This window comes from Pseudothermotoga thermarum DSM 5069 (genome assembly GCF_000217815.1).
In the GTDB taxonomy this organism is placed as follows: domain Bacteria; phylum Thermotogota; class Thermotogae; order Thermotogales; family DSM-5069; genus Pseudothermotoga; species Pseudothermotoga thermarum.
In genome coordinates, this window is sequence record NC_015707.1 from 36,718 (window position 1) to 60,222 (window position 23,505).

The 23,505-nt window shown below is 39.9% G+C and carries 28 protein-coding genes and 1 pseudogene; 21 read left to right on the forward strand and 8 right to left on the reverse strand.

Going from position 1 to position 23,505, the window contains the following annotated elements:
• Positions 1 to 183: a 50S ribosomal protein L32 gene (gene rpmF, locus THETH_RS00180; RefSeq protein ID WP_013931365.1), complete on the reverse strand. Its 183-nt coding sequence runs from the start codon at positions 181 to 183 to the stop codon at positions 1 to 3.
• A gap of 5 nt (positions 184 to 188) precedes the next feature.
• Complete coding sequence (locus tag THETH_RS00185) at positions 189 to 740, reverse strand: YceD family protein (protein ID WP_013931366.1); 552 nt, start codon at positions 738 to 740, stop codon at positions 189 to 191.
• A gap of 43 nt (positions 741 to 783) precedes the next feature.
• Between THETH_RS00185 and THETH_RS10210 the strand changes: the two genes are divergently transcribed.
• From THETH_RS10210 to fliI, 5 genes and pseudogenes are all read left to right on the forward strand, one after another.
• Positions 784 to 1,662, forward strand: coding sequence for a lytic transglycosylase domain-containing protein (locus tag THETH_RS10210; RefSeq protein WP_013931367.1), 879 nt, complete (start codon positions 784 to 786; stop codon positions 1,660 to 1,662).
• 19 nt (positions 1,663 to 1,681) lie between these two features.
• A complete protein-coding gene (gene fliF, locus THETH_RS00195) occupies positions 1,682 to 3,295 on the forward strand; it encodes a flagellar basal-body MS-ring/collar protein FliF (RefSeq protein ID WP_013931368.1) in 1,614 nt (537 codons plus the stop codon).
• Position 3,296: 1 nt separating this feature from the next.
• Positions 3,297 to 4,307: a flagellar motor switch protein FliG gene (gene fliG, locus THETH_RS00200; RefSeq protein WP_013931369.1), complete on the forward strand. Its 1,011-nt coding sequence runs from the start codon at positions 3,297 to 3,299 to the stop codon at positions 4,305 to 4,307.
• Positions 4,304 to 4,966 carry a FliH/SctL family protein gene (locus THETH_RS00205; RefSeq protein WP_013931370.1) on the forward strand — a complete coding sequence of 221 codons (663 nt, stop codon included), beginning with the start codon at positions 4,304 to 4,306 and terminating at the stop codon, positions 4,964 to 4,966. The genes fliG and THETH_RS00205 overlap by 4 nt, the downstream gene beginning before the upstream one ends.
• A gap of 58 nt (positions 4,967 to 5,024) precedes the next feature.
• A pseudogene (gene fliI, locus THETH_RS00210) lies at positions 5,025 to 6,284 on the forward strand (flagellar protein export ATPase FliI).
• Here fliI and THETH_RS00215 read toward each other — a convergent pair.
• Positions 6,271 to 6,855: a methyltransferase domain-containing protein gene (locus tag THETH_RS00215; protein WP_245530500.1), complete on the reverse strand. Its 585-nt coding sequence runs from the start codon at positions 6,853 to 6,855 to the stop codon at positions 6,271 to 6,273. The pseudogene fliI and the gene THETH_RS00215 sit on opposite strands and share 14 nt — an antisense overlap.
• Before the next feature lie 77 nt (positions 6,856 to 6,932).
• Here THETH_RS00215 and THETH_RS00220 point away from each other — a divergent pair, with 77 nt between their 5' ends.
• Complete coding sequence (locus tag THETH_RS00220; protein WP_013931372.1) at positions 6,933 to 8,348, forward strand: MATE family efflux transporter; 1,416 nt, start codon at positions 6,933 to 6,935, stop codon at positions 8,346 to 8,348.
• Here THETH_RS00220 and THETH_RS00225 read toward each other — a convergent pair.
• The 3 genes from THETH_RS00225 to THETH_RS00235 are packed head-to-tail and all read right to left on the reverse strand — an operon-like array spanning position 8,345 to position 11,343.
• On the reverse strand, positions 8,345 to 9,496 hold the full coding sequence (locus THETH_RS00225) for a tetratricopeptide repeat protein (RefSeq protein ID WP_013931373.1): 1,152 nt from the start codon (positions 9,494 to 9,496) through the stop codon (positions 8,345 to 8,347). The two genes, THETH_RS00220 and THETH_RS00225, sit on opposite strands and share 4 nt — an antisense overlap.
• 3 nt (positions 9,497 to 9,499) lie before the next feature.
• A complete protein-coding gene (locus tag THETH_RS00230; protein ID WP_013931374.1) occupies positions 9,500 to 10,507 on the reverse strand; it encodes an AI-2E family transporter in 1,008 nt (335 codons plus the stop codon).
• Positions 10,508 to 10,509: 2 nt separating this feature from the next.
• Positions 10,510 to 11,343, reverse strand: coding sequence for an Mrp/NBP35 family ATP-binding protein (locus THETH_RS00235; protein ID WP_013931375.1), 834 nt, complete (start codon positions 11,341 to 11,343; stop codon positions 10,510 to 10,512).
• 89 nt (positions 11,344 to 11,432) lie between these two features.
• Between THETH_RS00235 and queD the strand changes: the two genes are divergently transcribed.
• The 15 genes from queD (at position 11,433) to THETH_RS00310 (ending at position 22,806) form a co-directional block, all read left to right on the forward strand.
• Positions 11,433 to 11,792, forward strand: a complete 360-nt coding sequence (gene queD / locus THETH_RS00240; RefSeq protein ID WP_013931376.1) for a 6-carboxytetrahydropterin synthase QueD — start codon at positions 11,433 to 11,435, stop codon at positions 11,790 to 11,792.
• A 3-nt stretch (positions 11,793 to 11,795) separates the two neighbouring features.
• Positions 11,796 to 12,599 carry a GTP cyclohydrolase FolE2 gene (gene folE2, locus THETH_RS00245; RefSeq protein ID WP_013931377.1) on the forward strand — a complete coding sequence of 268 codons (804 nt, stop codon included), beginning with the start codon at positions 11,796 to 11,798 and terminating at the stop codon, positions 12,597 to 12,599.
• Positions 12,577 to 13,239 (forward strand): FAD-dependent thymidylate synthase, encoded by a 663-nt coding sequence (thyX, locus tag THETH_RS00250; protein ID WP_013931378.1) that lies wholly within the window; start codon positions 12,577 to 12,579, stop codon positions 13,237 to 13,239. The genes folE2 and thyX overlap by 23 nt, the downstream gene beginning before the upstream one ends.
• Positions 13,236 to 13,589, forward strand: coding sequence for a hypothetical protein (locus tag THETH_RS00255; protein ID WP_013931379.1), 354 nt, complete (start codon positions 13,236 to 13,238; stop codon positions 13,587 to 13,589). The genes thyX and THETH_RS00255 overlap by 4 nt, the downstream gene beginning before the upstream one ends.
• A 4-nt stretch (positions 13,590 to 13,593) precedes the next feature.
• A complete protein-coding gene (locus tag THETH_RS00260) occupies positions 13,594 to 14,547 on the forward strand; it encodes a CBS domain-containing protein (protein WP_013931380.1) in 954 nt (317 codons plus the stop codon).
• Positions 14,534 to 14,866: a hypothetical protein gene (locus THETH_RS00265; protein ID WP_013931381.1), complete on the forward strand. Its 333-nt coding sequence runs from the start codon at positions 14,534 to 14,536 to the stop codon at positions 14,864 to 14,866. Before THETH_RS00260 ends, THETH_RS00265 begins: the two co-directional genes overlap by 14 nt.
• Positions 14,863 to 15,591, forward strand: coding sequence for a PHP domain-containing protein (locus tag THETH_RS00270; protein ID WP_013931382.1), 729 nt, complete (start codon positions 14,863 to 14,865; stop codon positions 15,589 to 15,591). The genes THETH_RS00265 and THETH_RS00270 overlap by 4 nt, the downstream gene beginning before the upstream one ends.
• Positions 15,573 to 16,121 carry an ATP-binding protein gene (locus THETH_RS00275; protein ID WP_013931383.1) on the forward strand — a complete coding sequence of 183 codons (549 nt, stop codon included), beginning with the start codon at positions 15,573 to 15,575 and terminating at the stop codon, positions 16,119 to 16,121. The genes THETH_RS00270 and THETH_RS00275 overlap by 19 nt, the downstream gene beginning before the upstream one ends.
• 4 nt (positions 16,122 to 16,125) lie before the next feature.
• Entirely contained in the window at positions 16,126 to 18,363 is a 2,238-nt protein-coding gene (locus THETH_RS00280; protein ID WP_013931384.1) for a BamA/OMP85 family outer membrane protein, read from the forward strand.
• A gap of 96 nt (positions 18,364 to 18,459) precedes the next feature.
• The gene (locus THETH_RS00285; protein WP_013931385.1) at positions 18,460 to 19,338 is read left to right on the forward strand and encodes a YicC/YloC family endoribonuclease; all 879 of its coding nucleotides are present in this window, start codon (positions 18,460 to 18,462) and stop codon (positions 19,336 to 19,338) included.
• Between the two features lie 19 nt (positions 19,339 to 19,357).
• On the forward strand, positions 19,358 to 19,633 hold the full coding sequence (locus THETH_RS00290; protein WP_013931386.1) for a DUF370 domain-containing protein: 276 nt from the start codon (positions 19,358 to 19,360) through the stop codon (positions 19,631 to 19,633).
• A 4-nt stretch (positions 19,634 to 19,637) separates the two neighbouring features.
• Positions 19,638 to 20,276, forward strand: coding sequence for a guanylate kinase (gene gmk / locus THETH_RS00295; RefSeq protein WP_013931387.1), 639 nt, complete (start codon positions 19,638 to 19,640; stop codon positions 20,274 to 20,276).
• On the forward strand, positions 20,257 to 20,487 hold the full coding sequence (locus tag THETH_RS00300; protein WP_013931388.1) for a DNA-directed RNA polymerase subunit omega: 231 nt from the start codon (positions 20,257 to 20,259) through the stop codon (positions 20,485 to 20,487). The genes gmk and THETH_RS00300 overlap by 20 nt, the downstream gene beginning before the upstream one ends.
• Before the next feature lie 2 nt (positions 20,488 to 20,489).
• Entirely contained in the window at positions 20,490 to 21,671 is a 1,182-nt protein-coding gene (gene coaBC, locus THETH_RS00305; RefSeq protein ID WP_013931389.1) for a bifunctional phosphopantothenoylcysteine decarboxylase/phosphopantothenate--cysteine ligase CoaBC, read from the forward strand.
• A complete protein-coding gene (locus THETH_RS00310) occupies positions 21,607 to 22,806 on the forward strand; it encodes a L,D-transpeptidase family protein (RefSeq protein ID WP_013931390.1) in 1,200 nt (399 codons plus the stop codon). Before coaBC ends, THETH_RS00310 begins: the two co-directional genes overlap by 65 nt.
• Here THETH_RS00310 and THETH_RS00315 read toward each other — a convergent pair.
• Positions 22,803 to 23,162: a S1 RNA-binding domain-containing protein gene (locus THETH_RS00315; protein ID WP_013931391.1), complete on the reverse strand. Its 360-nt coding sequence runs from the start codon at positions 23,160 to 23,162 to the stop codon at positions 22,803 to 22,805. The genes THETH_RS00310 and THETH_RS00315 overlap by 4 nt on opposite strands.
• Before the next feature lie 31 nt (positions 23,163 to 23,193).
• Entirely contained in the window at positions 23,194 to 23,409 is a 216-nt protein-coding gene (gene rpmE / locus THETH_RS00320; RefSeq protein ID WP_013931392.1) for a 50S ribosomal protein L31, read from the reverse strand.
• Positions 23,410 to 23,505: the final 96 nt, after the last annotated feature.

Here is a 23,505-nt window from a genome sequence, read left to right on the forward strand (position 1 = left end):
TCACTCGCCAATCTCCAAGATCTGTTTTCCTGCGTAATAACCGCAGCTAAGGCAAACTCTGTGTGGCATCTTTGGTTGACCGCAGTTTGGACATTTGCTGATAGGAACGCTTATGGCTCTGTAAGTCTTAGCCCTCTTTGCGTGGGTTCTGGATCTTGATCTTTTCTGCTTTGGGTTTGCCATTTGCTTTAACCCTCCTTTTGTATCTGAGCTTTTATTTTCAAAAGTTTCATAAGTCTTGGATCAATATCTTCTTCTTGACAACGGTGGTCTTTTTCCTCGTTTAAATCTGCTCCACACCTAGGACACAAGCCTTTGCAATCTGGTTTGCACAAAACTTTTGCCGGTACATCCACCACGATGGCTTCAATTATTCTCTCCGATAGATCTATCTTGTCCGAAGAATAGTATATCACGTTTCTTAGAGATTCCAATTGCTCTTCCTTTGTTTTTGGCGCTTCTGATATCGGTTTGTACAAAGCCTCAATTGTTCCATTGATCGGGAGTTTTACCATCTTCAAGCATCGATCGCATGGATGTTCTACGACAGTTTTCGCATATCCACCCACTGCTATGCCATCCTTTGTAATCACCGCAACCATTTTCACTTTTATCGATTCCAAAACCTTGCACTTGGCAAATGGCAAATCAAGAAATTCTGCTTCATAGGTTCCCTCCAAAAAGATACGTTTTTTTCTTAAAAGTTCCTCAACTTCTATAACCCAATTCAAAGAAATCACCCCATTATTATCGTATAATTTTTTAGGAGCGTGTTTAGTTGAAATGAGATTCTTTGTGATTACTTTTGTGCTGTTTGCATGCCTTTGTGTCGCAGGTCCTTTGTTTTACCTCACATCGTCGACACCACATTTTACCATAGAATTATACAAAGATGGCATTAAGTTGTCTATGTCTCAACCGTTTTTTTACAATACCTTACCAGTCGATGTTCTCCTTCCAAAAGAAGGCAAAACAGTACTCAAAGGTTTGCTTTCCGTTGAATCAAACTTTTTCATCCACGCTCTTTCCAACGTTGGGGCTATGGGGATCGCACAGATAATGTCTGAAACGGCTAAAGAACTTGGGGTTAGAAATGCTTTCAACGTTTTTGAAGCAATTCGCGGAGCAGATCTTTATTTGAACAAGTTGACCGATCAATTCAGTGACACCAAAGTTGCCCTTGCTGCTTATTACGAAGGACCAACTAAGGTCAAAAGGTATGGACCTTCGTCGAGCGGTTTAAGGTATGCCGAAAAAGTTTTAAGTGAAGCAGAAAGGCTTGCTTTAAAACCAGTTTTTCTTAGAGATATTTTCTACGTTGAACCGTATGTAAAAGTTGGTGACGGACTGTCAGCAGGTTTAAACAGCGGTTTTTCATTTTTTGGTATAGTTGATGTTGCTGCTCAGATAGGGTATGAAGAAGGTTTTGTGCATCGTTTGATGATTTATCCAAGGTTAACACACAACTTTGCTTTGATATTCGGAGAGGAAAATTTAGACTTTTTAATTGGGGCATCCTTTGAACACCCGAAAAGATTTGGTGTAGAATTCTATTTGACCCAAGGAAGCTTTTCATTGTCGTGGTACTTGAAGCTTTGGGAGTTTTTCGTAAAGTTTGGTTACAACCATAGACATGGCTTGTGGTTGGGAATTTTGAAATAGTCTTTATGAGGTGAGCAGAATGGATTTTTTAAGAAAGTTTCTCGACTTTTTTAAAAATCTCTATGGAAAATGGCAACAAATGCCTAGACCGAGCAAAATTTTAGTTGCTGGTATAGCGATATCTGCCGTGAGTGTTCTTATTGTAATGTTGATACTTGTTGGAAGACCAACCTATACCATGCTTGTCAGCGGTTTAACCGACGAACAAGCTGGATATATTGTTCAGCAGCTTCAGAACATGGGTATTGCTTACAAAGTTGAGCCTGGCGGTAGAATTCTTGTACCGAGTAAATACAACGTTTACGAGCTTAGGATGAGATTAGCCTCAATGGGTGTTCTTGGAGCCACAACCAAGGGCTTTGAAATTTTGGACCAACAGGCTTTTGATGCAACAAGCTTTGACAAACAGGTGCGTTATCAAGTGGCACTTCAAGGTGAACTTGAAAGAAGTATCATGACTATAAGAGGAGTTAAAGCAGCGCGTGTACATCTAACGCTTCCAAAGTACACATACTACGTCAGGGGTGAAATGGCTGAACCAAGAGCTTCGGTTCTGGTGGTTCTTGAACCTGGGGTGGAACTTTCTCAAAACCAAATCAAGGGGATCATGGAGCTCGTTGCCGGAGCCGTTGAAGGCCTTAAACTTGAAAACGTACGAGTAATAGACCAGAATTCTCGGGTTTTGAGTGATCGTGTAATCACAGCGCAAGATACACTTCTTGCAAGCACAAGAGCTGAATTGAAAATGAACCTTGAAAACTATTACAGTAAAAAAATAAAGCAAACTTTGGAAACGGTCTTTGGGGTTGGAAGGGTTGAAGTGATACCGGACGTAAAGTTGGATTGGCAAAAGATAGAACGACAATCAACAATTTTTCAACCCGTGACAAGGCAGGGAGGTATAATAATCAGTCAAGAGCAGGAAACAGAAAAAAGCGTCAACATGCCACCGACGGCAGGACCTGTTGGAACGGATTCCAACATACCACCGACTTATCCAAGTTTAACCCCACAAGCAACTTCAACGTACGAAAGGACGCATACTATAACAAATTACGAGGTTAACAAAATTGTTGAAAGCGTTGTTCAAAACAAAGAAGGCGAAATCGAAGCAATAACCTTGTCGGTGATAGTTGATTCAAATTCTCCTACTTTAGGAAAACTTGAAGAAAACGAAATGAAAAGATGGGCGGATGTGGTTTCAAACTTGATTGAGAAGGGTATAGGTGCTACAGCGAACGATCCAAAGCTTTCAATCTCGGTTGCTTTTTTGCCTTTTGATAGAAGCTTTGAAGAAGAGTACCAAAGAAGTCTTGTGGAAATGGAAAGAAGAAGAAGATACGTCATGAGAATGGTAGGAATAAGTTTGTTGATAGTTTTAGGGTTCATGATGGTTTATCTTTTGATACTGCAGATTAGAAGAGTCAAAGCAAGAAGATTGATCGAAGAAAGAAAGATGAGAATAGAAGAAGAATTGAAAAAGGTTTTGGAAGCGGAGGCGAAAAAGGAAGTTCTTACCCCAGAGCAGCAAGCTTTGCTTGAGTTGAAAGAAATGTTGGACAAGATGTACGTTGAATCGCCGGAAGAGATAGCCGCGATAATAAGGCTGTGGCTTTTGGAAAGGGGAACCTGATATGCCGGAGAAAAAACAATCTCTTGGTAGAAGAAAAGCTGCTATAATTTTACTTCTGCTTGGACCTGATAAAGCTGCTAGAGTTTTGAAGCATTTGGAAGAAAACGAAGTTGAACAACTAACGGTTGAGTTGGCAAACCTTGGAAAGGTTACCGATGAAGAAAAACGAGCGGTTCTTTCAGAATTCCAAGAACTTGCGAAGGCAAGGGAGATGATTTCACAAGGTGGCATTGAGTATGCCAAGCAGATCCTCATAAAAGCCTTCGGACCTGAAAAAGCCATGAAAATAATAGAAAGGTTGATTTCAAATCTTCAGGTGAAACCCTTCGATTTTCTTTCCCAAGCCGATCCTGTGCAACTTGTGAACTTTTTGCAGAACGAACATCCACAAACCATTGCTCTGATATTGAGCTATCTAGATCCTGCTTACGCAGGTAGAATATTGTCCTCTTTACCAGAGGACCTTCAAGTCGAGGTAATAAAGCGTATCGCTATGCTTGAAAGAACTTCTCCCGATGTTATACGTGAAATAGAGAAAAACCTTGAGAAAAAGCTGACAGGTTTTGTCAGTCAGACGTTCAGCAAAGTTGGTGGTGTGGAGACTGCGGCAAACATCATGAACAGTCTAGACAGAAGTTCAGAGAGAAAGATCATGGAAAAGCTCAGCTACGATTCTCCTGAACTTGCGGAAGAGATCAGAAGAAGGATGTTCGTGTTCGAAGACATTGTCAAGCTCGATGATAGGTCGGTACAGCTGGTTTTAAGAGAAGTTGAAACCCGTGATTTGGCGCTTGCTTTGAAGGGAGCATCCGAGGAAGTGAAGGAAAAAATCTTCAAGAATATATCCAAGCGTGCTGCACAACTTTTGCAGGATGAACTTGAATACATGGGACCTGTTAGAGTTAAAGATGTTGAAGAAGCTCAGCAGAAAATTATAAATGTCATAAGAAGACTTGAAGAAGCTGGCGAAATAGTTATAGCAAGAGGCGGAGGCGAGGAGTTGATAATGTGATAATCAAAAAGCGCCAACTTTTCATAGATGCTCCTTACATAATCAGCAAAAGCAAAGAAGAAAAAGCAAAAGTTGAAGAAGAAGAAAAAATCGATTTTGAACAATTTTTAGCCGAGGCAAAAAAACAGGCAGAAAAGATCATATTGTCTGCGCATGAACAAGCTCAAAGAATAATTGAAGAAGCGAACGCACAATCACAGAGAATATTGCAAGAAGCCCAGATAAAAGCTCAACAAATGCAGAATCAACTGAAACAAAAGTATCAAGAAGCTTTGAATATCATTTCCAAATTTGAGCAAAATTTAAATTCAGCTTTGGAAAACATATCAAAGGATCTCAGCGAAGTGATAGCTTTGCTGGTAGAGAAAATAACTTACAGGGAAATCGACAAAGTAAATCTTGAAAAAAAGATCGCTGAAATACTGAGAAAAATCGTGGCAATGAAATCGGTTAAAGTAACCATGAGCCTGGAAGATTTCGAAAACCACTTGCAACTTGTAGAGCAACTGGAGGATTCTGGTGTCGAAGTCACAAGGTCTTCTCAGCTTAAACCAGGTGAAATAATCGTTGAAACGGAAGTGGGAATAATAAATGGAACAAGAGAAAAAACTAAGCAGATGGTTGAGCAAATCATCGAGGAGGTCTTGGGAGTTGAATGACCTTCAAGGGATTTTAAAAGCCTTAAAGGAAAGAATATTACACGAGGATTTTTTAAAAATGGACGGAAAAATATCCAGGGTAATCGGTTTAACCGTTGAATCAATCGGTCCTGATGCCTTCCTTGGTGAAGTTTGCAAGCTTGCCCTTGGTGAAAAAAACCCTTTGTGCGAAGTAGTTGGTTTTAAAGATGGCAAGGTTTTGCTGATGCCGCTGGAAGATATTTCTGGTGCCAAACATGGAACCTTTGTCTACAAAACTGGTAGAAGATTAGAAGTGGCAGTTTCAGAGGATATGACGGGAAGAATCTTCGATGGACTTGGAAGACCGATAGACGGAAAACCTTTCTTTGGAAAAAAACGTTATCCTTTGATAAACTATGCACCTCATCCTTTGCATCGTTCAAGAATTACAGAACCACTTTCGGTTGGGGTTAGAGCAATAGATGGTTTTATCACCATAGGTAAAGGACAAAGGATGGGAATTTTTGCAGGAAGTGGCGTTGGAAAAAGTACCTTGCTTGGGATGATAGCCAGGAACACCGTTGCAGATGTGAATGTGATAGCCTTGATCGGCGAAAGAGGTAGAGAAGTTAGAGAATTCATAGAAAGAGATCTGGGTGAGGAAGGGTTGAAAAAATCAATTTTAGTTGTTTCAACGTCGGATCAACCTGCTTTGATGAAAGTAAAGGCACTTTACACTGCTACAAGTATTGCCGAATTTTACAGAGATCTGGGTTACGACGTGCTTTTGATGGTTGATTCGTTAACTCGTTGGGCAATGGCTTAAAGAGAAGTTGGACTTGCCATAGGTGAACCTCCCACCGCAAGAGGCTATACACCGAGTGTTTTCGCTGGTATACCGGCAATTTTGGAACGCGCAGGTAATTCCGACAAGGGAAGCATTACGGCTATATACACCGTGTTGGTCGAAGCGGACGATTTCAACGAACCGATTTCTGATACTGTTAGGAGCGTTGTCGACGGCCATATAATGCTTTCAAGAAAACTGGCAGAGCTGAATCATTATCCTGCGATCGATGTTTTGGCAAGCATCAGCAGATTGATGAACGATATAGTCGATGAACAACATTTGATGGCTAGCCGAAAACTCAGAAGCCTTCTTGCTGTCTACAACGAGGCGAAAGATTTGATCGATGTTGGAGCTTACAAGCCAGGTTCGAACCCAAAAATAGATGAGGCTATAAAGATGATCGACGAAGTTAACGATTTTCTAAAGCAAGATATATACGAAAAATCCACTTTCGAAGAAACTCTGGACAGGTTGAAGACTCTTGTACAAAAACTCACTGCTTTTTAAGATCGGCTATTTTTGTCAGTTTTAAGTAGAACACCTTATCAAATTTTTGTTCCTCCAAGACTTTAAATCCAGTTTCACGCGCGATTTTCTTTAAGTACAAAATGTCTTGTTCTCTTTTCCACCTTGTAATGTGAACCATCTTGACAAGCTCAATCCCGGTGTCCACAAGTGTTGGAACGACGAAAAAGCTGTAGTTACCAAACTTTTTCGGTATCTCCACATCCCAGATGTGAAGTATTCCCCATCTTTTTAAAACCTTGTTCGCATTTTCAAAAATTGCTTGGTATTTTGGAAGATAAAAGAAACAAAAAAAGCAAAAGACTCGATCAAAGCATGAAGCATCAAACAAAAGTTTTGTCGGGCTCATCAAGATGCGTAAAGAACTTTGATCCGCGCATCTCAACAATTCTTCGTACGGCGTTATGAAAACAGCTTGCTCTTTCAAAAATTTTGTAACAACATCGTCGCCACCTGTGTGTATTACCAAATTTTTCGTATTTTGACTCTTCTCGATTTTAAGTGGAAAAATTTGTTCATTCGAGGTGTAGTAACCTCGCAATGGTTTTTTCACCTCTCCAAGAGAAGTATAAGGTATACTAAGGTATGAAAGAAAGTTATGTTTGCGAACAAACATGGAGGGAAGATTTTGTGAGATACTCTTTGATCAAACCGTACCTTTCAAAGATTGAAGCAAAACGTGTGGGAAAAGAACTTTTGTCCCTTGGGCTTCCGGCAATGGCTGAAAATGCTCTGCATATGCTTTTGGGAATAGTCGATACAGCTTTTTTGGGTCATCTTTCTTGGCAAGCGATGACTGGCGCAGGTTTGGCCAACCAGCTTTTCTTCGTTTTACAAGTTTTCATAGTGGCAGTTTCAACGGGTGTGACGGTTCTTGTGGCGAATTCTGTGGGAGCTAAAAATTACAGAATGGTTGGAAATGTGGTTTGGAACAGTTTGTACCTTGCTTTCGGCTGGGGCGTTTTGTTGATGTGTCTTGCACCGTTTTCAAAATACCTTTTGTCGATATTCCCAAAAAGCGATCAAATAGTTTATCAATCAGCAGTTGATTATCTACAGGTTATCCTCTATGGAATACTTGGAATGTTTCTTATGGCAGTTTTGTCGGCGTCTTTAAAGGGAGCAGGGGATACAAAAACTCCTATGTTTGTGGTGGCAATGTCCAACCTTTTGAACGTTTTCCTTGATTATGCAATGATCTTTGGAAAGTTTGGTTTTCCGGCTTTGGGTGTAAAAGGAGCAGCGCTTGCAACGATAATCTCAAGGTTCTTCGGTTCTATATTGTTGTTTATTGCAATTATGAAAAGCGAAAGATTGAACGTCAAGCCAAAGTACGTTCGATTGTTTAATCTTAAAATAATCAAGAACATTCTTTCAGTTGGACTACCAACTTCTTTTGAAAGCCTATCTTTCTCCGCCGGTTTAATAATTTTCACCAACATCTTGTTCATAGCTGGTCCAATGGCTTACGCAGGACACAGGATAGGTATCAACATAGAATCTTTGTCTTTCATGCCTGGGCTTGGTATATCCGTTGCCGTGACAACACTTGTTGGCATGTACAACGGTAAAGGTGACTTAACAAAAGTTGCCGGTGTTGTTAGGCAAGGTTGGATCATCATAACGATTTTCCAAGTCAGCGTAGGTGTGTTCATTTTGTTGTTTCCTGAACCTTTGATTTTGCTTTTTACAAAAGAACCAGAGATAGTACAACTTGCAAAACTTCCGGTTAGGTTGATAGGAATGTTCCAATTTTTCTTGGCTTTGGACTTTTTAGCAAATGGGGCTTTGAGAGGTACAGCTAATACATCTGTTCCCTTCATCTTCACAACTATAGCAATGTGGTTGGTCAGATTACCTTTGGCTTTTGTGCTGGTTTCTCATTTCAACCTGGGGCTTCTCGGTGGTTGGATTGGTATGATAAGTGACATAGTTTTTAGAAGCACAACTAAAATACTTTACTATCTTTCTGGAAAATGGGAGAAGAAGGCAGAAAAAGTCAGAACATCGGTGAAAAGCAACTCGTTGATCGAAGAAAAAACTTAGGTTTTTTGTTGCTTAGCCATTTTCATCAAATCTTTTATGGCTTTGTACTCTGAGATTGCCCGTTCCACATCGCCAACTTTTTCATAAAGTGCCGCTAGTTTTAGCCTTATTTGAAAATTCAAAGGATCTTTTGAAAGAATTCTTTGACATGTTTTTATCGCAGCCTTTTTGGCACGTAAAAACAAAAGTATTTCCAATCTGATTCTATCAAATGAAATTAAAAATAAAATACCACCAAGTATCGTCAAAACAAGCCAATAGTTGGCTTTCTTACTGTCAAGTTGATCACTTTTTCCAATCAAAGTAGAAAGATAACTATCTTTTGTTTTTACACCATCAAGGGGTATCTTCGCCTGTTTTGCCGAAACGATCAAGAATGCCAATTTGTTTCTCAGTTCATCCTTTTTTATTTCTATGCTGTCAAACTGTTTGAGTATTTCCTCAATTTCTGCTTTGGTTAGGCGTTTTACATCCATACGAATAATTTGGTTGAGCAAATTAATGTACAAAGAAAGTTGTCTCTCAAAAAAGGTTGGTTCTTTGAAAACCATATTTCTTGTAACTTCAAAAATTCTGTAAAGATGTGGATAGTACGATTCTGTTTGCGAGTATTTCAAAGCGGTTTGAACAATTTCATCTGCAATTTCTTCCTTGTTTTTCATTTCCTGAAGAAAGCGGACGGTGTTCCAATCCAGCAATTGAGGGTTTTCTAGGAAAGATTCAACTAGCCATTTTCCAAATAGTCTTGGCGCCGAAAGTTTGAATCCAACCTTCCAGAGTGTTTTTATTTTATCGAAATTCTCAAAATTTCCTTTTTCAAATTCATCTATAAGGACTTGAATTTGCGGAAATACCAAAGTCACCTCTTTGGTTAAATCCAGCGGAGGATTGATTGTGACGTGCGCCAAGTTCATCAAGAATTTTTCAAAATCCTCAGCTACAACTGCTTCTTTCAACCATTCAATCTGTGCAAGCTTTCTTTTTGCAGCTATTCTTGGTCCTTCGATGGTTATAAGCGTAGAATTGGGATCCAACTTGATCAAATTTATAAGCTCGTTCCAGCTTTCCTCGGGATCTTTGCCCGGTCTATCTATGGCGAAAACTATAAGCACCGCAAAAGTCAGCAAAATTACCACAAGGTATCTCATGCTTTATTCCCTCTCGAATTCCGGTGCAACGAATTTATCAAAGAATACTGTTGCAAACAAAGCTGCCGGTGCACCGAAGAAGGTACCAACCATTCCAAAGACTTGACCGGCAAGCAAAATGGAGAATATCAAAAGAACTGGGTTGAGTCTTGTGTACCCTTTCATGAGTTCAAAGAAAAGCACAAAAACAAAGGTATGGATGATGACAAGAAAAACGACTATCCAAAATATTTTTCCCAGTCCAAGCGACAGAGAAAAAATCAGAACCGGAATGATCTCGAAAACCGTTCCAACTATTGGTATAAAGTTGGTTACAAACCCCCAAAAAGCCAGAAGCGGTGCATATGGAAGTTTCATTATACTGAAGAAAACGGCAAACGAAACACCAATTATCATTGCGTTGAGTGCAATAACACTTATAAATCTTCTTGTGTTTCTCATCAGTTCCTCAACGAATTCGGTTACATCCTTTCTACAACCTTTTGGATAAAGGTATGGTATAACTGCTATCAAATTTTCCAAATAAATCGATGCGTACACCGTACCTAGGATTGAAAAGAAAGCCACAACGAGCATGTCTGGAAATTGCCTCGCCAAAGTTTTTACTACGTAGTTCAAAAGTTCAGAGAAACTTGGTTTGAGAAAGTCAACGATATCATTCAACATTTTCAAAAGAGCTTCGTTGCCTTTTATGTAATCTTCCCATGCCCGGCTTTCAATTGTATTTGCGATCAATTCGTAAAATCCCGAAAATTCTATGAAAGCTTTAGGTATCAACATTATCAATCCCCACAAGATAACCCCAAAGTAAAGAGTCAAAGCAACTATTTTTGCCGGCAATTTTGGTAGTTTTGTGAATCTTTGTATTATGTTTGCCAGTCCATCGACTATCATTGTCCCAATGAAAGTCAACAAAAAAGCGTTGAAAAAGTTTCTAAAAATCACACCAATTATTAGAAAAATTGCCGAATACAGAAGAGTGAAGTACAGTCCCAATCGTTTTCCCTTCATTTTCATCCTCCTGTTGAAACTTTGCCAAGTTTTTCAAGCATAGTTCCAATAACTGCTCTAAAGCTTTTTTCTACTTCCGATCCTCGTAGAAAGCTAACCACTGGTTTACCTGCGTCGGCTAACTTTGCTATCGCTGGATCCATTGGTATCTCGCCAAGAACATCGATTCCAACAAGTTCTGCAAAATCTTTCGCAGCATTTTCGCCAAACAGGTCTATTTTGGTTTTACATTGTGGACAGATCAAATAGGACATATTGATTATCAAACCAAGAACTTTTTGATTCATCTCTATGGCGAAATTCATTGCTCTTGAAACATCGTCAATGGCAACTTTTTGCGGAGTTGTCACAAGCACAATTCCATCCATCTTGACCAACTGAAAAAGACTCAATGCTTCGTCGCCTGTTCCTGGAGGTAAATCGAAGATCAGAAAATCAAGTTCTCCCCAGTCTGTATCGGCAAGAAATTGCTGTATCACACTGTGTTTCATGGGACCTCTCCAAGCCAAAGGTTGACTTTCTTCCAGTAACATAGCCATTGACATAACTTTCATGTTCTTCAAATATGTTGGAGGTTTTATCAAACTGTTTTCTATCGTTGGATTTTCCTTTATTCCAAGCATTCTAACTATGTTTGGTCCATGCAAATCCAAATCCAAAAGTCCAACCAGAAAACCTTCCTCCATCAAACCAACGGCAAGATTCACGGAAATTGTTGTTTTTCCAACCCCACCTTTTCCACTTAAAACTGCTATCTTATACTTGATCTTTGACATGTTTTCTGTAATCCTTTTTTCTCGCTCTTTGACCTTGTTTAGCCTTTCATTTAAATCCATAGTTTTCACCTCGTTGATATTTTAGCATTGCAAGATCACGTGATACAATCAAAAAGGAAAACAAACAAGTATAAGGAGCTTGATTGAGAATGTACCTCATTTCAAGGGATTTTAAATTTGACGCCGCCCATAAGCTTGAAAAGTACCATGGGAAGTGTGAGGCACTACATGGGCATACTTACAAGCTTCGTGTGACCTTGATTGGCATTCCCAACGAAGAGGGGATGGTAGTTGATTTTGTGCAGTTGAAAACGATTGTTCAAGAAAAAGTCTTAAAGGTTTTAGATCATTCTTATTTGAACGAAATAATCCCACAACCAACCGCTGAAAACATAGCCAAGTGGATTTGGCAAATGCTCGAGGAATCTTTAACCTTCTCAAATTGCAAATTGTACGAAGTGATCGTTTGGGAAACGGAAGATTGCTTTGTTACATACAGAGGTGGCTGATTCGTGAAAGACGTACAATCTCAACCCGATCGCAGAAACATCTACCTTCAAAGGGTTGGCATCAAAGGTTTACTTTATCCGATAACGGTTATGGACCGGCAAAAAGGTTTTCAAGACACCGTTGCAACGATAAACATGTACGTTGATCTTCCTGTTCAATTCAGAGGTACTCACATGAGTAGATTCGTGGAAGTTTTAAACAAATATCACTTAGGCATAGATCCAAGGGTGTTGGGTGAATTGCTTGAAGAGTTGAGAAAAAAGCTAAAAGCCAAAACTGCAGTGGTTGAAATCGAGTTCCCATACTTCATGACCAAAAAAGCACCAGTTACAAACGCGGAAGGATTTGTAAGCTATACATGCCGCATATTTGGGCAAAAGACGGAAGAAGGCTGTGACTTCACATTTTCCGTTGGTGTTCCTGTTATGACGCTTTGTCCTTGTTCGAAAGAGATCAGCGATAGAGGGGCTCATAACCAGCGAGCGGTCGCGTGGGTACACGTAAAGTCGAAAAGATTGATCTGGTTTGAAGAACTCATCCAGATTGCCGAGGAATCAGCGAGTGCACCTGTATTCACCGTTTTGAAGAGACCAGACGAAAAGTTTTTGACCGAACATGCCTATGATAATCCAAGATTTGTCGAGGATTTGGCTCGAGAAATAGCTTTAAGGTTAAAATCGGATAAAAGAATCGAATGGTATAAAGTTGAAGTGGAAAGCTTTGAATCGATTCACACACACAACGCTTATGCGTGTGTGATTTCGGAAAAGGAGGATTTTTCGAATGACGATACAAGTCTTGGATAAAGGCTTTGTAAAACTCATAGATCATTTGGGCAACGATTTGACTGCAGTCAGAGCCGCGAGAATATCCTTTGGAAAAGACGTCATGGATGAAGAAAGAGACAAGCGTTTGATCGAACATCTTTTAAAAAACGGTCACGAATCCCCCTTTGAGCACATAGTTTTCACCTTTCATATTAAATGCCCAATTTTTGTGGCAAGACAATGGATGAGACATAGAATAGCTTCTTACAACGAATTAAGTGGTCGTTACACTCAATTTGGCGAGGAATTTTACATTCCAAAAGCTGACGATCCAAGGCTTAAGTTAAGCGATCAGCAAAACGGGGAAATCTGTAGAATATTTGAGGATGCTTTCAACCAAGCGTACGATGTCTACAGAAAACTTTTGGATCTTAAGGTACCAAGGGAATTAGCAAGGATAGTTTTACCTTTATCGCTTTACACCGAGTTCATATGGTCTGTCAACGCGAGAAGTTTGTTCAACTTTTTGTCCTTAAGAGCCGACTCACATGCGCAATTTGAAATGCAGCAGTATGCAAAAGCTGTGGCAACTATATTCAAGCAAATTTGCCCTTGGACGTACGAAGCATTCATCAAGCATCGTTACACTGGGGATTTGTTGAAGGAGGGGGAAGTATGAAGTTAAGTGAGATATTGCAAGAGTTAAAGGCAACAGTTCTTGCCAATCCTCATCTTGTTGATCAACTTGAATTCGAATATGTGGCCGCTTCAGATTTGATGAGCGATGTTCTTGCCATAGCTAGGCCAAACATGTTGCTTTTAACAGGCCTTTCTACCCCACAAGTTGTGCGTACGGCGGATGTCGTTGGTTTGAAAGCAGTGGTGATAACAAGAAGAGATGTCGTTCCTGAGGAAACGATCAAATTGGCTCAAGCTTGTGGAATAGTTCTTGCGGTAACCAAGATGACCATGTTTGAAGCCTGCGGGAGATTGTATTGCAAAAGACTAAAACCAATCTGGGAAGTGTAAAGGAATGGAGAAGGTATTAGAAAAAGTCCAAAGTTTCTTTTTGGACATGCCAATAACTGAGATAATGACTACGAATGTTATCTCCATTAAACCTGACAGAACATTGAAACAAGTTAAGGAGATAATGAGAATAAAGAGAATATCAGGTTTGCCGGTGATCGATGACAACCGAAGATTGATAGGAATAGTGAGCATTGAGGACATCATAAAAGCTCTTGAAGGTGGGTACATCAACGACAAAGTGGAGGAAAGAATGACAAGAAACGTTGTTTATCTGAAAAACACCGATACCCTCAGGGATGCGATAGAAGTTTTTGAAAAATACACGTACGGTCGATATCCTGTGGTGGATGAGGAAATGAGATTGGTTGGCATTGTGACCAAGATGGACATCATCACCGCAATTCTTACAAAATTGGGCCTGGTTTACCTTCACGATGAGAGAAGAAGAGAAGTTTTGGAGAGCAAGGAATACTACGATAGATCGTTGATCACCGGTGAAACATTGAACAAAACGGGTGCAGATTTTGTCTTCGTGATAGATTACTTTGACATAAATTTGGCTGGTATAGGTGCTTCAAAGCTTAGACAATTTTTGCTTTCCAAGGGTGTTGATGAGCAAACGGCTCGAAGAGTTGCCATCGCCACTTATGAAGCAGAAACAAATGTTGTGATACACAGCGGGAGCACGGGAGTAATATATTGCTTTGTGAGACCTGATACGATTTACGTTCGAGTGGAAGATTATGGCAAAGGAATTGAGGACATAGAGCTTGCCATGAAGGAAGGATATTCAACTGCGCCCGATTACGTGCGCGAACTTGGCTTTGGTGCAGGTATGGGAATGGCAAATATGAAAAAATGTTCTGACAAAATGGTGGTTATGTCGAAGGTTGGTGCTGGTACCATCGTGGAAATGGAATTTGTGAGAAAGGGGGATCAGGGTGAAAATCTCTGAAATTGTCAAAAAACTTGGGCTTCAAGTTTGCTGTGGTGATTGCGAGCAAGAAATCACATACGGGTGCGTTGGAGATCTTCTGAGTGATGTTATGGCCACCGCAAAACCAAATTCAATTTGGGTTACTGTTCAATCCCACGTAAACATTGTGGCTGTTGCAACCATAAGTGGAATAAAAGCGATACTGCTATGCAACAACCATCAGTATTCGCATGAAACTTTGGCGAAAGCCCAGCAGGAAGGGTTGTGTCTTTTAAGGACTTCCAAAAGTCCTTTTGAAGTGGTTGGAGAGCTTTACCAAATGGGTGTCAAACCATGAATTTCAAAGCTGATTTACATATACATTCTTGCCTTTCGCCGTGCGCCGATATAACGATGGTTCCAAGTGTCGTGGAAAAAGCTTGCCTGGAAAAAAAACTGGACATAATCGCCATAACGGATCACAATTCTTTTGAAAATTTAGAGGTGTTTCAAAAAAAGCTGAAAGAAACCTTGGTTTTACCAGCTGTAGAGCTTTGCTCAAAGGAAGAAGTGCACGTGCTTGGTTATTTTGAAGATATCGACAAAGTGAAAAAGCTCTGCGAAGTGGTTAGAGAACGGTTGATAAAGTTTCCATACGATCCAGAGTTGGTTGGTTATCAATTGGTTTTAGGAGAAAACGAAGAGTTCACGGATATGATCGATGATGTTTTCTTAGGTGCCCCGCTTTTAATTTCGCTAGATGAACTGGTGGGGTTGATTTGTTCACTCGATGGAATAGCGGTTTATGCACATGTTGAAAGACAGTTTGGGGTATTATACCAGCTGGGTGTTTTTCCAGAAGATGACAGGGTGAAGATAGTTGAAGCAAGATCAAAGGAAGGTTGGCTGGCTGCAAAAAAACGAGGTTATGAGGTTATAAGTAGCTCCGATGCGCATATGCCAGATCAAATAGGCTGCAGATTCAGTTACATCGATGTTGGTGTTCTCACGACAAAAGAAATTATAAACGCGATGAGGTCACCTGAAGGAAGGTTGAAGTCTATATGGGACTTAGAACGATAGCAGATCATATAATGGATATCGTTCAAAATTCTTTTAACGCTGGAGCAACGAGAATCGTCTTAACCATAATTGAAAACAGTAGTGGCACCTTCTATTTTAAAGTTGAAGACAACGGTAGAGGAATGGATGAAGAAGAACTTCAAAAAGTTTTCGATCCTTTTTACACGACCAGAGATCATAGGATAAGAAAGGTTGGTTTGGGACTTCCGTTTTTAAAATATGCGGCAGAGCTTACAGGTGGAAAGGTGTCCATCCAAAGTCAAAAGGGTGTTGGAACAATTGTGGAAGCGACTTTCAACACCCGTCATGTTGACTGTCAAGATGTTGGCGATCTTGCTGGAACCATATCAACGTTGCTTTTGATGGCAAATGATGTAGAATTGGTTGTGAAAAGATTCAAAGATGAGGAAGGTTATCAGCTTTCAAGTTCTGAATTGAAACAAAAGTTTGGTGATTTAAGTTCTCCCATCGTTATGAAAGTTGTTTTCGACCTTATAGAAGAACTTGAAGCATCTTTGAAAAAGGGGTGAGAGGATGAAGCGTCATCTTACTATTACTTTGTGTTTGTTACTGACTATTGTGATTTTTGGAATAACCATTGGGGATGTAAGGTTCGAGGGTTTGATAACTATTGAAGAAAGTTATTTAAAACAACTTGTTTCTGATTATCTAAACGTCGAGCTCAACGAAAAAGGCGTGCAGGAAATGCTTCGAAAGATATTCGAAACCGGATATTTTTCCTCCCTCACGCCGAACTTGGTTTTCAACGGTAACTTTTATGTTTTGATTGTGAAGGTTGAGGAAAATCCAAAGATATCGGACTGGAGGATTGAGATCGTCGGACCTGGTTTGATAAAGAAAAAGGATCTTGAAGAAGCTGTCACAATCGAAAAAGGTAAGGCGTTGAACATAAACAAAATTCGTGAATCGCTTGAAAAGATAAAATCTCTATACGATTCTGAGGGATACTTTTTGATAGAAGTTGGTGGCGAGCTGGATAAAGATGTGTATATTCTGAAGATAGTTGAACATGCACTTTGGGAAATTTACTTTGAAGGCGAAACAGAGGGAATAGACTTTTCAAAGATCAGGAAGGAAATGAAAGTTGATACCTTGAAGGACTACTACACAACCCCAGGTATTCTAAGGGTGTTTTTGAAGGATATAAAAAGATGTTATCCAAAAAAGACAACCATAATGGAAATAATGTCCGTTCTTTCCAAGTACGTTTACTTTGCACCGGAAACGTCAATTGATTTTGAGCCTATGGATATTCCCGGTGTAAAGGAACGTGTGGTTCGCATGAGGATAAACGTTGTTCAAAGAAAAATAATTGATAAACCGAAAAGTTTTGAGCAAATTCGCTTCACTGGAAATTCTCAGATATCTTCTTTGCAACTTTTGAACGTTACTCAGTTAAAAGAAGGGGAAACTTATTCCAACGCCGATATTTTAAAAGCGATGCAAACGATTGTTGATTTTTATAACGAAAAAGGGTTTGCGGGCGTTTCGGTTCAAGCCAAAGATTTAGGCAATATTTTGGAATTTGAAGTTTTTGAAAAATTCGTTGCCGATGTTCGTTTCGAGGGGTTGACTTTGACAAAACCCTATGTGATCAAGGATCTTATAACCTTTGAAAAAGGTGAGCCTTTGACAAAACAAGATTTTTACGACACGATATCTGCTCTCAACCGAACACAATTTTTCGAATCGGCCTCGGTTTATCCAGTTGTGGAGAATGATCCAAGGTCTGCCGTTGTTGTTATTGACGTAAAGGAAAAGGAAAAGAAGTTCAACCTAAGTGGTGGAGTTGCATGGACTCCACTCAAAGATCGTCCATGGTACGAAGGCTTTGCTGGACAAGTGAGCCTTTCGACGATAAATCCCTTTGGTTACGGTGAAAGTTTTTCTTTCAACGGTGAACTTGGTTTTTATTCCACAAAAATAGATTTTTCGTTTTCGATCAGAAGGCCTTTTGACATCCCGGCAATACTTGATGCCAATGTTGTATACCAAAGAGATTATGGTTTTGACAGTTCAACGGTATCTTTTGACATCTTCAAAATAGGTGGAAACATTTCAACACTTAGGTTGGATGGTCATAGTTTCGGTTTTGGTCCGGCCTACGAATGGAGAACTTATTATCCATCCTCAGGCAACATTCAAGAACAAACGCTGATCCTTTCGGCTAACTATTCATACGACACAAGAAATAACGTTTTGTTCGCAACCAAAGGACAATATCTATCGATAGGCTTGCAAAAGGCAGGTTTATTCGATCCACTTGACGACAGAAGTTACTGGAAAGCCACTCTCGATGCGAGGTATTTTATACCTCTGTTCAACGACAACCTTGCGCTTGGCTTTAGAGTCTACGGCACCACGCTGCTTTTTGAAAGTTACAGGAAAGAAAATGATTTTAAGAATGCCGGTATACCCGACGCAATCTATGGAGAATACATACTCTTCTACGGTATGAACGCCGTCAGAGGAATGGGTAGTAGCAAGGCAAAAGCCGGTGCTTTGGCTAGCGTTGAAATAAGATACGATTTGAAATCTCAAACTGTTCCAATATACCTTGTTGGATTTGCAGATGTTGGTGGTACTGGGAAATCTTTGACTGATTTGGATATAAACATTACAGCCGGTCCAGAACTTGATATCGTTGTACCCATGTTCGGTGCACTTGGTTTTGGTGTTGCATACCATTTTGATGGAAATTGGACCTGGGACAACTTGAAAACTTTCTTTAGATTCGGCTCGACTTTCTGAGAAAAAGCAAGAAAGAACGAGATTTAGGGAGAAAAACCCGGTATATTTGTTGATAGTTAACTATTTCATGCTATAATTAGCAAAGGGTGGATTATTTTGCCTAAAAGCATGACAGGGTACGCAAAGCTGCAAAGAACATACGACAATTGGCGAATAACATGCGAAGTAAAGTCCTTGAATTCGAAATATTTGACGGTGGAAATGTCTTTACCTCAGTTTTTATTTCCGTTTGAGCATGAACTTGTTCAAGTTGTTCAAAGTCATGTAAAAAGGGGAAAGGTTTCTGCGAAAGTTACAGTTGAATTTTTGACTCCCCCTGATGCTGTAAAAGTAGATCTAGCTCTTGCAAAAAGCTACTATGATGCACTAGAACAATTAGTTCTTAGTCTTGGCATACCTGAGCCGGTCAAGCTTGAAGACCTTTTGAAATTCAAAGATATAGTTAGATTTGAACTACCGCAGGATCAGCAGGAAGCAGTTGCAAGGGATGTAAAGCAACTTTTAGATGAAACTTTGATAGCTCTAAACAAAGAAAGAGAAACTGAGGGAAACAAACTTGCGAAAGACTTGATTGAGATAACTCAAAGTTTGACGCAAAATATTGCCGAAATCAAGGAGAGATTTGAAAGAATAAAACCTTTGGTCAAAGAAAAACTGGTTGAAAATGTCAAGTCACTTTTGAGCGAAACAGTTCCTGTCAGCGAAGTTTTGATTGAGAACGCAGTGGCTCTTTATGTTCAAAAGGTTGATATACGCGAAGAGTTGACAAGGCTTTCCAGTCATGTCGAAAGGGCAAGGCAACTTTTGATGTCGCAGGAACCCGCTGGTAACCATTTGGATTTTTTAGCTCAGGAAATGAATCGTGAAATAACCACCGTTTTGGCAAAAACACAAGACAGCGATATAGTCAATGTAGCTTTGAACTGTAAAGTTTTGATTTCTCAATTTAGAGAGCAGGTTCAAAACCTTGAATGATTGGGGAGGTGCAGTGTGAATGTACGGTTTGATAAACATAGGCTTTGGAAACGTCATCTCTGGTGATAGGGTTATAGCCATAGTGAATCCAGAATCTGCACCTTTGAAAAGGTTGAAAGAGGAAGCTAAGGAAGAGGGAAAGTTAATTGACGCAACTTACGGTCGCAAGACCAGAGCCATCTTGATAACTGACAGCAATCACATAATATTGAGCGCCATTCAACCTGAAACTATAGCGCAACGCTTTAAGCAATCTATGCTTGAAATAGAGGAAAGTCTGAGCAAAGTGAGGTAAAAACGTGAAAGGCATCCTTTACGTGATCAGTGGACCATCAGGGGTTGGAAAGACTAGCATAATAGAAGGTACACTTAAACGAGTCCGCAACTTGGTTTTCTCTGTGTCTTACACGACGAGGAAAAAAAGACCGAACGAAATAGAGGGAAAGGATTACTTCTTTGTGGATGAATCCACTTTTAAAAGTATGATCGAACGCGACGAGTTTTTGGAGTGGGCAGTTGTGCATGGAAACTACTATGGTACACCGAAAAAATTCGTTGAAGAAAATTTGCAGAAAGGTTTTAACGTTCTGCTTGACATAGACGTTCAAGGTGCTATGACCGTCATGAAAAAAGTGAAGGATGCCGTTTACATCTTCATAGCGCCTCCATCTTTTGATGAACTTAAGCAGAGATTGATAAAGCGTGGAACAGAAAATGAAATTGATTTACAAAGACGTTTGGAAGATGCCAAAAAAGAGTTATCTTACATTCCAAAATTTCAGTACATAATAGTCAATGTGAATTTGAACGAATCAATTGACCAGCTTTGTTCTATCATTGTTGCAGAGCAGCTGAAAGTTGAAAGATTTATAGAAAGATTGGGAGAGTACAGAATATTCGAAGAAGGAGGTAAAGCCGATGCGCGATGCGGTGCTTAACTACGATTATCTTTCCAAGAAAATACCTTACAAATACGCTGTGCCAATCGCGGTCGCAAAAAGGGCTGAAGCTTTAAAAGAGTACGCCAAACCTTACGTTAAAACCAACGACAACAACCCGGTTTCAATAGCTTTCAAAGAGCTTCAAGAAGGTTATGTAAGGATAAAGAACGAAGAAATTTTGAGGATACTTGTACCAGAGGTCCGTTGAGAATGAAGATCCTCTTAGGTGTAACTGGTTGTGTGGCTTTGTACAAAGTAGTTGGATTGGTTAGCTCACTGAGGAAAGCTGGCAATGAATTAGTCGTCGTCATGACTCAAAGTGCTGAAAAGTTGGTTTCCAAAGACCTTTTTTCCGCAGTGGGTAATTGTCCAGTTTACACCGACAAGGATGCCTTTGATATCAAAAACGGTTGGATTCCACACACTGAATTGTCAAAATGGCCAGATGTTCTTGTCGTAGCCCCTGCAACTGCAAACACCATCGCCAAGATAGCAAACGGTATAGCGGATAATTTGCTGACTATGGTATGCCTGGCTTATGCTGGAAAGTCCAAGCTTGTGGTACCGGCCATGAACGTTCGAATGTATGAAAATCCTGTCACACAAAGAAATATACAAACTTTAAGAGAACTTGGATGGTGGGTTTTAGAACCTTCCGAAGGTCATCTCGCTTGTGGAGAATACGGTAAAGGAAGATATCCTGAAAACGAGGTCGTTGAAGAAGCCATAAAGATACTTGCTACGGAGAAAAAGCTTTCGGGAATGAAACTTCTTATAACCGCTGGACCAACTTGGGAACCAATAGACCCAGTGAGAATTATCTCAAATCGTTCGAGTGGCAAGATGGGGTACGAGCTAGCCAAAGTCGCTACCAGAATGGGTGCAAAAGTTACTTTAATCTCTGGTCCAAGTTGTTTAAAACCGCCGTACTTTGTCGAAGAATTTGTGAAAGTGAAAAGCAGCGATCAAATGTACGAAGAAGTTGTGAAAAGATTTGACAAAGCTGATGCCGTGATAATGGCCGCAGCCGTTGCGGATTACAAACCATCTTTTGTTAGCACAGAAAAAATAAAGAAAGGTTCAGATACGCTTGTTTTAACGTTGGAAAAGACAAAGGATATCCTTTCTGAGCTTGGAAAACGCAAGGGTAAAAGAATACTTGTGGGTTTCGCCGTTGAGACTTCAAACCTTGAAGAATATGCAAAAACCAAGCTTGTGTCGAAAAACTTGGACATGATAGTTGCCAACGACGTGAGTGCAATGGGAAGTGAGAAAAACTTGGTTGTGATATTCAAATCCGATGGAACTTCAAAGCGGGTAGGCCCCGATGATAAGGAAAATATTGCTTTTGCTATTCTTGACGAGCTTTCTTTGTTTTGGAATAGATCATAAAGTAATCGTTGAGTGGTTTGAAAACGATTTGATATGTCTTTCCGCACAAACTTTGTACACCCCTTCTAAGCCTTTGAAAATATACCTTTTAACCCAAACTGGTCACAGGTTGCCAAAACATGTTGAAAGCGATCGATATGTTTTCGACGTGTCAAGAACAAGTTGGATCTTGCTTGAAGTTTTTGGCAAAAACTCTCTTGGATTTACAATGTCAGGCTCTGATCCTGAAAAAATCGATTTATCTGTTTTTAGGGCAGAACCAGACATCTATGTATTTTCTGATTTGGAAAGTGGGAGAACCTACGTTGTCGTAAAAATTCCTGATGGTTGGACTTTCAAAGGCTGCAAACTTCAAAATGTCTCTTTTAGAAAGTTTTATCACGCAGGCTATCTTTATCTTTACACGACCGACAAACTTAAAGATGGCATTGATAAGTTGCAGGTAAATTTTTTGCTCCCATTTGGTGTGGAGAAAACCTTTGTACAAGAGCTTTTCATACTCAATCATGCAGTCAACATTTTGCGAGGAGGCACAGAACCTTATGTGATAGAACCTGTGGCACCGTACCAACACGTTGTTCAAAGAGGAGAAACTCTCTGGGAAATAGCCAACAGGTATGGGGTAAGGATAGCTGATCTTGAAATAGCCAACAATCTACCGGATGGTAATCGCATAGTTGCCGGGACAGTACTCAAAATAGCTAGAGTTAAGTTTTTGGAATCTTTAACCACTTTGGTTATAAATACGCAAACATCAAAACTTGCTCTCTATTATAACAATAGACTCGTAAAGACCTTCCCAATCGCCGTTGGTAAAAGTGATGCCACTCCGCCTGGAGTGTATTGGATAATGAAGAAGGAAATTGATCCAGCTCTTTATTGGTATGGAGAATACATTCCCCCAAGGTCTCCAATAAACGGTCTTGGAACGCGTTTCTTCCAACTCTCGAATCCAACTTATGGAATACATGGAACAACAAAACCATGGGAGATCGGTAAGAGGATCTCCCATGGTTGTATTCGCATGTTCAATCAGGATATAGAAACCATAGATGCCTTTATAAACGTTGGTACAAAGGTGATAGTAGTAAGATCAACTGAGGATTTTCCAGAAAATCTTAAAGACTTACGCTAGAACCTCCCACCCTTCTTCTCTGCTCTCTTTTTGTACTCTGCAAACTTCTTTTCGCTGTCTCTCAAAAATTTTGCGAGTTTCCTTTCAAACTCAGCCTTAGCTGCAGCTTTTTGTTGATCTTCATCCACCTTTTGATCCTTCAAAGAAAGTTCCCATTTGCCGTCCTTTGTTTTTCCTATAACCCTTGCTTCTACTTCCTGTCCTTCCTTTAGAAAGTCCGCCACGTTTTTAACGTACTGATTTGAGATTTTGGAAATGTGGATGAATCCTGGTTCTCCGTTTTCAAGTGTGACCATGGCTCCGTACTTTGTTATCTGGGTTACTTTACTCTTGACAATATCTCCGACTTTCGTCACAAAAATGCCCCTCCTCAAAAAATTTATGGCATTAATATCCTTTACCTTGGTACTTTCTGCGGAACTTTTCAATTCTTCCTTCAGAGTCAATCACCAAGGATGCACCAGTTGCACCTTTGTACAACGGGTGACAATTTGAACACACGTCTATACGTACACTTTGACGTGTTGTATAAAATTTGTGTTCCGCACCACACGCACACTTAACCGTTACAAGTCTCATTTCAGGATGAATTTCAGGTTTCATTTTTTCTATCACCTCTTTCTTTTCGATTTACCATATTTCGAAATTCAATGACATTATACCACCAAAAATAAACTTTTCAACTACCCAAAAAGTGGT